The 13,864-nt window shown below is 64.3% G+C and carries 10 protein-coding genes; 6 read left to right on the forward strand and 4 right to left on the reverse strand.

Translation table 11 applies throughout. The annotated features are described in order from the left end of the window. Positions 1-34: 34 nt before the first annotated feature. Positions 35-1,579, reverse strand: a complete 1,545-nt coding sequence (glpD, locus tag ACEN9O_RS26190) for a glycerol-3-phosphate dehydrogenase (RefSeq protein ID WP_495614719.1) — start codon at positions 1,577-1,579, stop codon at positions 35-37. Positions 1,580-1,753: 174 nt separating this feature from the next. On the opposite strand from glpD, the gene ACEN9O_RS26195 reads away from it, so the two are divergent. After that, positions 1,754-4,093: a penicillin-binding protein 1A gene (locus tag ACEN9O_RS26195; RefSeq protein WP_495614720.1), complete on the forward strand. Its 2,340-nt coding sequence runs from the start codon at positions 1,754-1,756 to the stop codon at positions 4,091-4,093. A gap of 6 nt (positions 4,094-4,099) precedes the next feature. Here the strand turns inward: ACEN9O_RS26195 and ACEN9O_RS26200 are convergent, their stop codons facing one another. Beyond that, on the reverse strand, positions 4,100-4,780 hold the full coding sequence (locus ACEN9O_RS26200; protein WP_495614721.1) for a TetR/AcrR family transcriptional regulator: 681 nt from the start codon (positions 4,778-4,780) through the stop codon (positions 4,100-4,102). A 177-nt stretch (positions 4,781-4,957) separates the two neighbouring features. On the opposite strand from ACEN9O_RS26200, the gene ACEN9O_RS26205 reads away from it, so the two are divergent. Together ACEN9O_RS26205 and ACEN9O_RS26210 are read left to right on the forward strand one after the other, a co-directional pair. Beyond that, a complete protein-coding gene (locus tag ACEN9O_RS26205) occupies positions 4,958-5,872 on the forward strand; it encodes a lipase family alpha/beta hydrolase (RefSeq protein WP_495614722.1) in 915 nt (304 codons plus the stop codon). A 7-nt stretch (positions 5,873-5,879) separates the two neighbouring features. Further along, positions 5,880-6,800: a lipase secretion chaperone gene (locus tag ACEN9O_RS26210; protein ID WP_495614723.1), complete on the forward strand. Its 921-nt coding sequence runs from the start codon at positions 5,880-5,882 to the stop codon at positions 6,798-6,800. 2 nt (positions 6,801-6,802) lie between these two features. On the opposite strand, the gene ACEN9O_RS26215 is transcribed toward ACEN9O_RS26210, so the two are convergent. Next, the gene (locus tag ACEN9O_RS26215; protein ID WP_495614724.1) at positions 6,803-7,111 is read right to left on the reverse strand and encodes a hypothetical protein; all 309 of its coding nucleotides are present in this window, start codon (positions 7,109-7,111) and stop codon (positions 6,803-6,805) included. Positions 7,112-7,394: 283 nt separating this feature from the next. Here ACEN9O_RS26215 and ACEN9O_RS26220 point away from each other — a divergent pair, with 283 nt between their 5' ends. Next, positions 7,395-7,985: a DUF4337 domain-containing protein gene (locus ACEN9O_RS26220; protein ID WP_495614725.1), complete on the forward strand. Its 591-nt coding sequence runs from the start codon at positions 7,395-7,397 to the stop codon at positions 7,983-7,985. 17 nt (positions 7,986-8,002) lie between these two features. Here ACEN9O_RS26220 and ACEN9O_RS26225 read toward each other — a convergent pair whose 3' ends face one another. Further along, positions 8,003-9,136: a GGDEF domain-containing protein gene (locus ACEN9O_RS26225; protein ID WP_495614726.1), complete on the reverse strand. Its 1,134-nt coding sequence runs from the start codon at positions 9,134-9,136 to the stop codon at positions 8,003-8,005. 174 nt (positions 9,137-9,310) lie between these two features. Here ACEN9O_RS26225 and ACEN9O_RS26230 point away from each other — a divergent pair, with 174 nt between their 5' ends. Both ACEN9O_RS26230 and mfd read left to right on the forward strand, forming a co-directional pair. Continuing rightward, the gene (locus ACEN9O_RS26230; RefSeq protein ID WP_495614727.1) at positions 9,311-10,240 is read left to right on the forward strand and encodes a 5'-nucleotidase; all 930 of its coding nucleotides are present in this window, start codon (positions 9,311-9,313) and stop codon (positions 10,238-10,240) included. Between the two features lie 151 nt (positions 10,241-10,391). After that, positions 10,392-13,823 (forward strand): transcription-repair coupling factor, encoded by a 3,432-nt coding sequence (gene mfd, locus ACEN9O_RS26235; protein WP_495614728.1) that lies wholly within the window; start codon positions 10,392-10,394, stop codon positions 13,821-13,823. The last annotated feature ends 41 nt before the right edge of the window (positions 13,824-13,864 follow it).

Below are 13,864 nucleotides of genomic sequence, written 5' to 3' on the forward strand. Positions count from 1 at the left end.
CGCACGCGTATCGCCGACAGCACGCGGGTTTGTCTTATACCGCCTGTTGGTATTGGTATGGGTTGGCGGTCAGCCAGGCTTGCAGCTTGTCGCCGGTGTCCGGCGGCAGATGCAGGCCAAGCTTGGAGCGCCGCCACAGGATGTCCTGCGCGGTACGTGCCCATTCGTAGCGGCGCAGGTATTCCACTTCCGCCGCGTACAAACCGGGCGCGATCTCCTCGCCCATCCCGGCGACGTCTTCGCGCTTCCCAAGCAGCGTGTGGATGCGCGTGCCGTAGGCGCGGGCGTAGCGCGCCACCAGCAAGGGTGGCAGCCAGCCGTAGCGCCCCTGGACAGTGCGCACCCAGTTATCGAACTCCTGCACCGAGCGGTTCTGCGGCTCGGCGCCATATAGATCGCCGCCCGGCAGGCAGGCGTTGTGGGTCCAGGCGCCGTGGCGGTTGCCCAGCGCTTTGGCGATCAGGTCGACCGCTTCCTCCGCCAGCTTGCGGAAGGTGGTGATCTTGCCGCCGAAGACGCTCAACATCGGCGGGCCGTCGCTGTCGACCTCCAGCCGGTAGTCGCGCGTGACGGCCTTGGCGTCGGCGCCGTCCTCCACCAGCGGCCGCACGCCGGAATAGGTCCACACCACGTCGGCCGGCACGATGGGCTTGACGAAGTACTGGCTGGCCAACTCGCACAGGTAGGCGATTTCGTCTTCGCTGATGGCGACCTGGTTGGCGTCGCCGCGGTAATCGAGATCGGTGGTGCCGATCAGCGTGAAGTCGCGCTCATACGGAATCGCGAACACGATGCGGCCGTCCGGGTGCTGGAAGATGTAGGCGTTGTCGTGTTCGAAGATACGCTTGACGATGATATGGCTGCCCTTGATCAGGCGCAGGTTGCCGCCCCCCTCCTTCGGCAACGTGGCATGCAGCAGGCTCGCGGTCCACGGCCCGGCGGCGTTGACCACGTAACGCGCGTTGACACGGACATCGCCGCATCCGCTCTTGTGCAGCGCCGCCTCCCAGCCATCCGCCTTGCGCGTCAACGCGCCGCACACTGTCTGGGTCAGGATGGTGGCGCCCTTTTCGCAGGCGTCGATGGCGTTCAGCACCACCAGCCGGGCGTCGTCCACCCAGCCGTCCGAATAGATAAAGCCACGCTGGAACTCCGGCTTGAGCGGCTTGCCCGCCGCATGCGTGCGCAGGTTGATGCCGGCCGACGCGGGCAGCAGCTCGCGCTTGGCCAGTAGGTCGTACAGCATCAGACCGGCCCGGATCAGCAACGCCGGGCGCTGGCCGGGTGCATGCGGCATCACGAAGCGCAGCGGCCACATGATGTGCGGCGCGGCGCGCAGCAGCACCTCACGCTCGATCAGCGCCTTGCGCACCAGATTGAACTCGTAATACTCCAGATAGCGCAGGCCGCCGTGTATCAGCTTGGTGGAGGCCGACGAGGTGTGGGAGGCCAGGTCGTCCTTTTCGCACAGCACCACCGACAAGCCCCGTCCCGCCGCGTCGCGCGCGATGCCGGCGCCGTTGATGCCGCCTCCGACGATCAGGATGTCGCAATCGAGAGTGTGCTGCGGTTCCGCCATGTTTTCCCCGGTTTTAGAGCGAAATGATTCAGATATCTGTTACGTTACGACAAAATCACCAATAGTCATAGGGCCGGGCGAGCCTATTTGCAGAAAAAGCCACTTTTCAATTAAGTGTGCCCAAATTTTGTTGGTCTATAATCGCGCCTACCGCTGCTACCGTGAGACCACGCCTTGACTGCTTCCCCTATCAATCCGTCCAAATGGCTGACCCGCCGCAACGCCATCCGCGGCTTCATCGTGGCCGGCATCGCCGCGCTGATCGCAGGCGGCCTGCTGCTGGGCTATCTGCTGCTGTACGTGGCGCCCAACCTGCCGTCGCTGGAAGTCATCACCGATTACCGGCCCAAGATCCCGCTGCGCATCTACACCGCCGACAATGCCCTGATCGGCGAATTCGGCGAGGAGCACCGCGACTTCGTGCCGATCAAGGACATCCCCGAGATGATGAAGAAGTCTGTGGTGGCGATCGAGGACAAGCGCTTCTACGATCATAACGGCATCGACTGGCGCCGCGCGCTGGGTGCGGCGCGCGCCAACCTGGGCGGCGCCATGCGCCAGGGCGGCTCCACCATCACGATGCAGGTGGCCCGCAACTTCTTCCTCACCCGCGACAAATTCTACGGCCGCAAACTCAATGAGGTCATGTTGGCGTTTAAGATCGAGGCGGCGCTCAGCAAGGAGCAGATCCTCGAACTGTATATGAACCAGATCTACCTGGGCCAGCGTTCCTTCGGCTTCAGCGCGGCGGCGCAGGTCTACTTCGGCAAATCGCTGAAGGACCTGGACATCGCCGAGATGGCGATGCTGGCCGGCCTGCCGCAAAATCCGGCCCGCCACAACCCGGCCGTCAATCCCAAACGCGCCAAGCAACGCCAGCGCGTGGTGCTGATGTCGATGCGCGACCTCAATTACATCACCGAGGACCAGTACCAGAAAGCGCTGCACGAAACGCTGCATGTCAGCCATCGCGGCCAGGAGTTCGACACCCACGCCGAGTACGTGGCCGAACTGGCGCGCCAGGTGGTGTACGCCCAATTCAAAGAGGACTCGTACAACAAGGGCATCAAGGTCTACACCACGATCCTGAAAGCCGACCAGAACGCGGCCTACGAATCGGTGCGCCGCAATGTGCTGAACTACGACCAGCGCCACGGCTACCGCGGCCCGGAGGCCTTCATCACGCTGCCGGCCGGCGAGGAAGAGCGCGACGACGCCATCGAGGAGGCGCTGCAACACCGTCCGGGCAGCGACCGGCTGATCCCGGCCGTGGTGCTGGAGGTCGGCGCCAAGTCGGTCAAGGTGCAGGATCCGTTCGGTGAAGAGATCACCATCAGCGGCGACGGCCTGCGCCTGGCAGCCAACGCGCTGACCGACAAGGCCAAGGACACGGTCCGCCTGCGCCCCGGCGCGGTGATCCGCATCATGCAGGAGAATCGGGGCTGGTCCATCACCCAGGTGCCGCAGGTGGCGGCGGCGTTCGTGTCCATCGATTCGGTCAGCGGCGCCTACCACGCCATGGTCGGCGGCTTCGACTACAACCTGCAAAAATTCAACCACGTCACGCAGGCCTGGCGCCAGCCCGGTTCCTCGATCAAGCCCTTCGTGTATTCGTCGGCGCTGGAAAAAGGCTTCTCGCCGGCGACCCTGATCAACGACGTGCCGCTGGACCTGACCGGCGCCGAAACCGGCAACGAACCGTGGAGCCCTAAAAACGACGACGGCAAGTTCGACGGCCCGATCACCATGCGCACCGCGCTGGCCGAATCGAAGAACGTGGCCTCGGTGCGCATCCTGCGCTCGATCACGGTGCCGTACGCGCACAACTACCTGGGCAAGTTCGGCTTCGACCTGGCCAAGCATCCGAAGAACCTGACCATGGCGCTGGGCACCGGCTCGGTCACGCCGGCGCAGCTGGTGGGCGCGTACTCGGTGTTCGCCAACGGCGGCTACACGGTCGAACCCTACCTGATCGCCAGGATCGTCGACGGCGGCGGCAAGATCATCACCGAAGCCAAGCCGCGCACCACGCTGCCGGACGAGGCCCGCGTCATCGACCCGCGCAACGCCTTCGTCACCGACAGCATGCTGCGCCAGGTCACGCGCACCGGCACCGGCGCCGCCGTGGCGCGTCTGGGCCGCCCTGACTTGGCCGGCAAGACCGGCACCTCCAGCGATGCGGTCGACGGCTGGTTCGCCGGCTACGGCGGCGGCATCGTGGCGGTGTCGTGGATGGGTTACGACGACTCGAAATCCCTGGGCGGCAAGGAGTTCGGCTCCAGCGTGGCGCTGCCGATCTGGATCGATTACATGAAGGTGGCGCTGCAAAACCGTCCGCCGCAGGAGCGCCCGGTCCCGGCCGGGTTGACGCAGGTGGACGGCGAGTGGCTGTACGACGAGTTCACCGGCGACGCCGCGCGCCACACGCTGGACATGGACGATGTGGCGCCGGGCGCGGAGAACGTGGCGCCGCAGCCGGCCGGCACGACGCCGCCTCCGCCGCCAGCTAACTAAGTCAGGTCAGGCCGCCAGGTAGCCGCGCATCATGCGCACGGCGCTGTCCGCAAACTGGTCCGGGCTGACATCGGCGGCCCGGTACTTCCAGCGTTTCACATACCAGTCCTGGAACATCGCCAGGATGTGCGCGGCCTGCAGCTCCGGGCTACCGGCCGGGCGTTGCGGCAGCTGCGCGATCACATCGGCGAACAAGGCCTGCACGTACAATTCCGATTCCTTGGCCGTGGTGCGCTGCGCCGGTTGCAGCACGCGCGAATCCATGAAGACGAAATAAAACCACGGCTGCAAAATCTCCGACACGTAGATCGAGGCGCGCATCAGCGCTTCCAGCTTGTCCAGCGGATCGGTGACGTCGTCGAACAGCCGCGGCATCTCCAGCGTGGCGTAGCGCACCACGTCCTCGATCATCTCCGCCAGTTGATCCTTGTTGCTGATGTAGCCGTACAAGCCGCCCATCGACAGCCCGGTCTCCTGGCACAGGTCACGCAGGTTCATGGCGCGGAAGCCGACGTCGTTGGCCAGCTTGAAGGTGGCACGGAAGATCCTCTCCAGGTTTTCCAGCGCCGGCTTGCGGCGCTTGACGGTGATGCGTTCAGCGTTGTGGTCGAGCAGGTACGCCCAGATATTGACGCCGTCCAGCGGCGTCATCCCCTGAAATTGTTGGAAGTCGAATCGCGACGGCAAGGTAGTCTCGTAGTTTGATTTTTGGTGTCGATTATAGCGCAGGAAAACAACTCGGCTCAGAGGCCCTTCAGATTGGCTCCCAGGGCCTAGCGTGCGGACTGCAAGGCCAACGGCTCGGTGCTACATTTTGTTGACCGGGGAAATACCCGGACCTCAAAAATACACTCGGAGACTTCAATGAAAAAACGCTTCTGGAAGTACCTCGCGGTCTGCCTGATCGCCCTGACCTCCCTGCCCGCGCCATCCTGGGCTGCCGGCTACACGCAAACCAAATACCCTATCGTGCTGGTGCACGGCCTGTTCGGCTTCGATAACATCGGCCCGGTCGATTACTTCTACGGCATCGCGTCGGCGCTGCGCAGCGGCGGCGCCAATGTGTATGTGACCTCGGTGTCTGCCGCCAACAGCACCGAAGTGCGCGGCGAGCAATTGCTGGTGCAGGTCAAGCAGATCCTGGCGGCGACCGGCGCGTCCAAGGTCAACCTGGTCGGCCATAGCCACGGCGGCCCTACCGCGCGTTATGTGGCGTCGGTGCGGCCGGACCTGGTGGCCTCGGTCAGCAGCGTCGGTGGCGTCAACAAGGGTTCGAAGGTGGCCGACGTGCTGATAGGCGCGGTGCCGAACGTGACCTACAGCCTGGCCAACGCGGTGTCCGGCTTGATCAGCTTCCTGTCCGGCAGCCCGACCTTGCCGCAGGATGCGCGCGCGGCGGCGACCTCGCTGAGCACCGCCGGCACGCTGGCCTTCAACGGCAACCATCCTGAGGGGGTGCCGACGTCGGCCTGCGGCGAGGGCGACTACCAGGTGAACGGCGTGTACTACTTCTCGTGGAGCGGCGCGCAGCCTTACACCAATCTGCTGGACGTCAGCGATCCGGTACTGGCCTTGACGGCCATCGCCTTCGACGGCGCCAAGAACGATGGCCTGGTCAGCAGCTGCTCCAGCCACCTGGGCCGCGTGATCCGCGACGACTATGCGATGAACCACCTGGACGAGGTGAATCAGCTGGTGGGCATCACCAACCTGTTCGAGACCAGCCCCGTGACCATCTTCCGCCAGCAGGCCAATCGCCTGCAGGGCCTGGGACTGTAAGGAGCGCATGATGAGCACAAACGTAAAACTGCTGCGCTTCGGCGCGCTGGCCGTTGTGGTCGGCGCCGGCCTGTATCTGGCGCTGCCGCGCAACGAGCCGCCGCCGACCAACGCCGCCGATCCGAACTATTTTGCGTTTGTGCCGTCGATGATCGGCACACGGCCCGACGGCGATGTGCGCCAGACTGCGGCGAACAAGCTGACCGTCAACGCGGAGCTGGCCTACCTGTTCGATTACTACCTGGCGGGCCTGGGCGAGAAGCCGCTGGAAGCGATACGCGTGGAGATCGGCCGCGAGCTCGATCGCCGCCTGAGCGCCGCGCCGGCGGCGCAGGCCAAGCGCCTGCTGGATGTCTACCTGGCCTACAAGCGTGCGCTGGTCGATGTGGAGCGCGGCCTGCCGGCCACGCTGGATCTGGCGCAGGGAGCGCGTCAGCGGCTGGAGGCCATGCAGCGCCTGCGCCATTCGTACTTCAGTGACGCGGAAGCCGAAGGGTTGTTCAGCGCCAGCGACGCCTACGATCTGGATGCCGTGGCGCGGCTGGCGATCAATGCCGACAAGAGCTTGAGCGACGCACAGCGCAAGGAGCGCATTGCGGCGCTCGATGCGCGCTTGCCGCAGCAACTGCGCGACGAACGCGACGCGCCGACCAAGGTACTGAAGCTTGAGGAAGCCGTGGCGAAGGCTCGCGAACAAGGCATGGGCGACAACGAGATCTACCGCATGCGCGCCGCCGCGCTATCACCCGAAGCGGCGGCCCGCCTGGCCGATGTCGACATCGACGAAGCGGACTGGCGCCGCCGCATCGCCAGCTATCTGGCGCAGCGCCAGCAACTGGCAGGCGGTGCCGATCCGGCAGCGCTACAGAAACTGCGCGATTCCATTTTCTCCGCCAACGAACAAAAGCGCCTGGCCGCTTATGAATGACTTTAGTGCACGTAACGGGCGATAAAATAAACACCGCCCATCAGCAGGGATGCGAAGCCGTAGAGCTTCCAGGTATGGCTCATCAGGGTCTTGTGAAGTTCGACTCGCTGTTCCACTATGGACGCGTTTAACTCTTCGCGCTGCTTGGCGAGGGCGGCGGTAAAGTCTTCGCGCTGTTTGGCCAGCGCTGTCGTAAATTCCAGCTTTTGCTCGTACAAAACCTTCATGATGCGTACAGTCGAGGCATGTATTTCCTCACGCAACGACTGCACGTCATCCTTGGTAGCAAAACTTGTCCGTATTACAGCCACATCAACCTCCGCATGATCAAGCTGCCCCCGTAGCACCGCCCCCGCCGCCACGATTGAGTCAGATCAAAAAAAAGCGGCCCGAAGGCCGCTTGACTTTGCTGCTGCGCCAGATAGTGGCTTACTTTATTGTTAATACCGTTCCCGAACGTCGCTCGCCACCGTGGCCCTCAGGAGCCAATATGCTGCCCAGCCAAGGCAGCGTCAACCAGATTCGTCTGGTATGTGGTGCCACACGCACAGTTGTAGGTTAAGCTTGCGGTTTTCACATTGCCTATTACGAAACATGGAACCACTAGACATCGTCGAGACCCAGACCGATACCCCCGCCGCCGGCCGCAAACTCAATGCCACCGTTGCCATCACGGTCGCATTACTGGCCACCTTCATGGGCATCTGCAAGGTCAAGGACGACAATATCAACCAGAGCATGCAGCAGGCGCAGGCCAACCGGGTCGACCACTGGGCCTTCTACCAGGCCCGCAACGTCCGCGAGGAAGTCGCCAAGTCCACCGTGGTTCAGCTGCGCCTTGCCGCCGCGGGCAAGCCGGCGGCCGAGCAGGCGGCGTATCAGGAAGCGATCAAGCAATACGAAAAGGTGGCGCAGGACCAGGACAGCAAGAAGGCGGAAGCCAGGACCCAGGCCGAACAGGACCAGAAAACCTACGACGCCGCCAATTTCAAGGACGATCAGTTCGACCTGTCGGACGCGCTGCTGGCCATCGCCATTTCGCTGCTGGCCATCACCGCGCTGACCCAGTTGTGGGCGCTGTACTTCGCGGCGCTGGTGCCGACCGCGTTTGGCGTGCTGATGGGGCTATCGGGCCTGGCCGGCTGGGGCCTGCACCCGGATTCGCTGATCGCCCTGCTCTCCTGACGCCGGGCGTCCGGCGCTCAGCCGCCGATCACGCGGTTGCGGCCGGCGCGCTTGGCTTCATACATGGCGGCGTCGCCGGCCGAGATCAGGCCGATCAAGTCGTGTCCATGCTCATCCGACGACACCACACCGACGCTGGCCGTGTAGCGCACCGACAGCGCATCGATCTGCACCAGTTCCAGCTCGATGCGCGCACGCAGGCGCTCGGCCACCTTGATCGCGGATGGCCGATCCGAGCCGTCCAGCACCAGCACGAACTCCTCGCCGCCGAAGCGCGCCAGCAAATCGTAGGGCCGCAGTTCCAGCTTCAGTATCCGCGTCAGATGGCGCAGCACCTCGTCGCCGACCGGATGGCCGTAGGTGTCGTTGATCAGCTTGAAAAAGTCGACGTCAATCATGATCACCGCCATGCTGCGCCGTCCGCGCTGCGCCCGCAGCGCCACCCGCTTGCCCTCGATTTCCAGGCCGGCCCGGTTCAGCGCCCCGGTCAGCGCATCGAGCGTCGACAGGCGCCGCAGCCGTTCGGCGTAACGCCACATCACCATCAGGATCAGGCCGAACGCGATGCAGATCTGGGCCAGCGGAATCGCCAGCATGCTTAACCCCATCACCAGGGAACCCGGCACCTCGGCCGGATCGCCATGGAACAGCATGTGCACACCGCGCGTGAACAGGGCCAGGCCCAACACCGTAAAACCGGCCACGCTGATAACGATGCCGCGCCAGCCGCCGTAGCGCGCGATGGTGACGGCGCACATCCAGGTCAGCAACGCAAAATAGAAACCGCTGAAGCACAACCGCGCCCGCGGGCTGGGCACGACCAGCGTGAAATAGAGGGAGACCAGCAGCGCCAGCCCGGTGATGATGGCAACGCTGCGCCAGCTCAGTGTATCGGAGCAGTACACGCGCAGGCCGCGCAGCACCAGGCCCAGGCCGAAGGCGATCACGCCGTAACCGAGGACATTGTTCACGAGGGCGGGAAGACCGTCCAGGTTGATCATCGCCACGCCGACCGCCCCCAGCAGATTCCCCAGTGCCCACCAGCGCAATTCCGGCGGGCTGCCGGTGTAGCAGGCGGCAGCGACCAGCAGCGCCGTCATCAGCAATGTGACGCAAACCTGGACCAACAATAGAGTGTCGAGATCGAGCACGCCGGACTCCGCCCTGTGGATGCCTCAATGTATCGCAGCGCAAGGCCAGTGGCAATCACCCATGCAAGAAAGAAACAAAAAAAGCCACTGGGGCAGCGTTTTTGGCGACGCTGTAGCTGGTGTATCGGTTAAAGTGGTGCATATTGCAACCCATAGCAACCCACCGACAAGACCATGGCCTACCCTATCGAGCACAAACTGGTGATCGGCGTCGCCTCCAGCGCGCTGTTTGACCTGACCGAATCGCACAAGATCTACCTGGAAGGCGGCGCCGAGGAGTACCGCAAGTACCAGGAGCAGCATATCGACGTCATCCTGGGCAAGGGCGTGGCCTTTCCCTTCATCCGCCGCTTCCTCAACATCAACAAGCACTATGCGCAGTCGGCGCCGGTGGAAGTGGTGCTGATGTCGCGCAATTCGCCGGAGACCGGTCTGCGGGTGATGAATTCCATCGCCCACTACGGGCTGGACATCTCGCGCGCCTGCTTCGTCACCGGCAAATCGCCGTACAGCTACCTGCCGGCCTTCAATACCTCCTTGTTCCTGAGCGCCAACGAGGAAGATGTCCGCAACGCGCTCGAGGCCAATTATCCGGCCGGCCTGGTGCTGCCCTCGCGCACCGAGGACGATGACGACGAGGAGTTGCGGGTCGCCTTCGACTTCGATGGCGTGATCGCCGACGACGAATCCGAGACCGTCTTCAAGCGCAACAATGATGTCGACGAGTTCCATGCGCACGAGCGCGAACGGGTCGCCATCCCGCACCAGCCCGGCCCGCTGGCCGACCTGTTCCAGAAGCTGTCGCTGATGCAGCGGCTGGAGGAGCGCGCCCAGCGCCGCGATCCCTCGTACAAGCGCATCCTGCGCATCGCCATCATCACTGCCCGCAGCGCGCCGTCGCACGAGCGGGTGGTCACCACGCTAAAGAGCTGGGGCGTGTCCGCCAACGAGACGTTTTTCCTGGGCGGCATGGAAAAAGCGCGGGTGTTGGGCATCTTCAAGCCGCACATCTTCTTCGACGACCAGATCAGTCACCTGAAGTCGGCCGGCGGCAATATACCGATGGTCCATGTGCCCTTCGGCATCGCCAACCGCAAGGCCTGACCCCGCACTGCGGCCCCAAGGGGTCTGACCCCTGCGGGGTCAGACCCCGGCCTCTCCGGGGTGGGGCCCCGCTCACTCGAAGACCGGGCTTCGTCTATAATGTCGGCTGCGGCATTGCCCCTCTGGCGGTGCATTGATGTCTCCTTGACCGTTGAATAAATTCCTACCCAAACCCGGCACCCGCTTCGTCCTGCCTGCGCTGCACGGCTCGTCGGACGCCTACGCATTGGCGCTCACCGCGCTCGAACTCAAATCCCAGGGCCAGATGCTGGCCGTGATCGTCGCCAACGCCAGCGACGGCCAACGCCTGCTGGACGAAATCCCATGGTTCGGCGGCGACCAGCTGCGCTGCCATCTGCTGCCGGACTGGGAAACCCTGCCCTATGACACCTTCTCGCCGCACCAGGACCTGGTGTCCGAGCGCCTGGCGACGCTGCACGAAATCTCCAGCGGCCAGTGCGACGTGATGCTGGTGCCGGCCACCACCGCGCTGGTGCGCATGGCGCCGCCGTCGTTCCTGGCGGCCTACACCTTCTTCTTCAAAAAAGGCGAGTCGCTCGATGAAGCGCGCCTGAAGTCGCAACTGACGCTGGCCGGCTACACCCACGTCGCGCAGGTGATGTCGCCCGGCGAGTACTCGGTGCGCGGCGGCTTGATCGACCTGTTCCCGATGGGCTCCGCCCTGCCCTACCGGCTCGACCTGTTCGGCGACACCATCGAAACCATCCGCACCTTCGACGCCGACACCCAGCGCTCGCTGTATCCGGTCAACGAGGTGCGACTGCTGCCCGGCCGCGAGTTCCCGATGGACGAGGCGGCGCGCACCACCTTCCGCAACCGCTGGCGCGAGCAGTTCGAAGGCGACCCTTCGCGTTCGGTGGTGTACAAGGACATCAAGAGCGGCATCGCCTCGGCCGGCATCGAGTACTACCTGCCGCTGTTCTTCGAAGAGACGGCCACGCTGTTCGACTACCTGCCGCAAGGCGCGGCGCTGGCCCTGGTGGGCGACATCGACGCCGCCATCAAGCGCTTCTGGACCGACACCGGCTCACGCTACCGCTTCCTCAAGTCCGACCGCGACCGCCCCATCATGGCGCCGGAAGCGCTGTTCCTGTCGGACGAACAGTTCTTCACGCTGGCCAAGCCCTACGGCCGGCTGGCGATCTCGAAGGACGCCGACAGCGGCGCCTCCGAGCTGTCGGCGCCGGTGCCCAACATCGCCGTCAACCGCCACAGCGACGACCCGCTGACCAATCTGCGCGCCTACCTGCTGCAAGCGGGCCGCCGCGTGATGATCTGCGCCGAGACCAACGGCCGCCGCGAAACGCTGCAGCAGTACTTCACCGAATACGATCTGGCGCTGACGCCGGTCGAAGGCTACGAGGGTTTTGCCACCTCCAGCGCCAAGCTGATGCTGGGCGTGGCCCCGCTGCACGCCGGCTTCGAGTTGTCCACGCCTGACGAAAATCTCATCTTCCTCACCGAGACCGAGCTGTATGCGGGCTCCGGCCGCCGCGTCGGCAAGAAGAAGCAGGAAGCCGTCACCCAGGTCGAATCGATGGTGCGCGACCTGTCGGAGCTGAAGATCGGCGATCCGGTGGTGCACATCAACCACGGCATCGGGCGCTACATGGGCCTGACCAGCATGGACCTGGGCGAAGGCGAGACCGAATTCCTGCACCTGGAATATGCCAAGGACACCAAGCTGTATGTGCCGGTATCGCAGCTGCACGTGATCTCGCGCTACTCCGGCGCCTCGCCGGAAGACGCGCCGCTGCACGCGCTGGGTTCCGGCGCCTGGGAAAAAGCCAAGCGCAAGGCCGCCGAACAGGTGCGCGACACCGCCGCCGAGCTGCTCAACCTGTACGCCCGCCGCGCGCTGCGCCAGGGCCACTCGTTCGAATATTCGGCGCACGACTACGAGCGCTTCGCCGACAGCTTCGGCTTCGACGAAACGCCGGACCAGCAGGAAGCGATCAACAACGTCATCAAGGATATGACCTCCGGCAAACCGATGGACCGGCTGGTGTGCGGCGACGTCGGCTTCGGCAAGACCGAGGTGGCGCTGCGCGCGGCCTTCATCGCCGTCATGGGCGGCAAGCAGGTGGCGATCCTGGCGCCGACCACGCTGCTGGCCGAGCAGCACGCGCAGACCTTCGCCGACCGCTTCGCCGACTGGCCGGTGCGCATCGCCGAAATGTCGCGTTTCCGCACCGGCAAGGAGATCGCGCAGGCGATCAAGGGTATGGCCGACGGCACGCTCGACATCATCATCGGCACCCACAAGCTGCTGTCGGACGACGTCAAGTTCACCCGTCTCGGCCTGGTCATCATCGACGAGGAGCACCGTTTCGGCGTGCGCCAGAAGGAAGCCCTGAAATCGCTGCGCGCCGAAGTCGACGTGCTGACGCTGACCGCCACGCCTATCCCGCGCACGCTGGGCATGGCGCTGGAAGGCCTGCGCGACTTCTCGGTGATCGCCACCGCGCCGCAAAAGCGCCTGGCGATCAAGACCTTCGTGCGCAGCGAGGGCGAGTCCATCATCCGCGAAGCCTGCCTGCGCGAATTGAAGCGCGGCGGCCAGGTCTACTTCCTGCACAACGAGGTCGAGACCATCCAGAACCGCATGGCGATGCTGACCGAGCTGCTGCCGGAGGCACGCATCGCCGTGGCCCACGGCCAGATGCACGAGCGCGACCTGGAAAAAGTGATGCGCGACTTCGTGGCCCAGCGCTACAACATCCTGCTGTGCACCACGATCATCGAGACCGGCATCGACGTGCCGACCGCGAACACCATCATCATGCACCGCGCCGACAAGTTCGGCCTGGCGCAGCTGCACCAGCTGCGCGGGCGCGTCGGCCGCTCGCACCACCAGGCCTACGCCTACCTGCTGGTGACCGACGTGCAGGGATTGACCAAACAGGCGCAGCGCCGCCTCGACGCGATCCAGCAGATGGAAGAACTGGGCAGCGGCTTCTATCTGGCGATGCACGACCTGGAGATCCGCGGCGCCGGCGAAGTCCTCGGCGACAACCAGTCCGGCGAGATGACCGAGATCGGCTTCCAGCTGTACTCGGACATGCTGAACGAGGCGGTGCGCTCGCTCAAGGCCGGCAAGGAGCCGGACCTGGCGGCGCCGCTGGCCACCACCACCGAAATCAACCTGCACGTGCCGGCGCTGCTGCCGGCCGATTTCTGCGGCGATGTGCACGAACGACTGTCCATCTACAAGCGCATGGCCAACTGCAACGTCCAGGACAAGATCGACGACATGCAGGAAGAGATGATCGACCGTTTCGGCAAATTGCCCGACCCAGTCAAGGCCCTGATCGAAACCCACCGCCTGCGCATCGCCGCCAAGACCGTGGGCATCGTCAAGATCGACGCCCACGGCGAAGCGGCCACCTTGCAGTTCATGGCCAAGCCGCCGATCGACCCAATGCGCATCATCGAGCTGATACAGAAGAACCGGCAGATCAAGCTCAATGGCCAGGACAAACTGAAGATCACCGCCGCCATGCCCGACCTGGCGGCGCGCGTCGCCCAGATCAAGGGTGCGATCAAACAGTTGACTGCATGAGCCTTAACACGTAACTTGGGCGCTTAGCCCAAAAAACGCTA

This window comes from Duganella sp. Dugasp78 (genome assembly GCF_059491455.1).

Coding starts and splice junctions, on each gene's coding strand:
- ACEN9O_RS26230 (WP_495614727.1), top strand. CDS start 9,311: ATGGCCTACCCTATCGAGCACAAACTGGTGATCGGCGTCGCCTCCAGC.
- ACEN9O_RS26210 (WP_495614723.1), top strand. CDS start 5,880: ATGATGAGCACAAACGTAAAACTGCTGCGCTTCGGCGCGCTGGCCGTT.
- ACEN9O_RS26205 (WP_495614722.1), top strand. CDS start 4,958: ATGAAAAAACGCTTCTGGAAGTACCTCGCGGTCTGCCTGATCGCCCTG.
- glpD (WP_495614719.1), bottom strand. CDS start 1,579: ATGGCGGAACCGCAGCACACTCTCGATTGCGACATCCTGATCGTCGGA.
- ACEN9O_RS26220 (WP_495614725.1), top strand. CDS start 7,395: ATGGAACCACTAGACATCGTCGAGACCCAGACCGATACCCCCGCCGCC.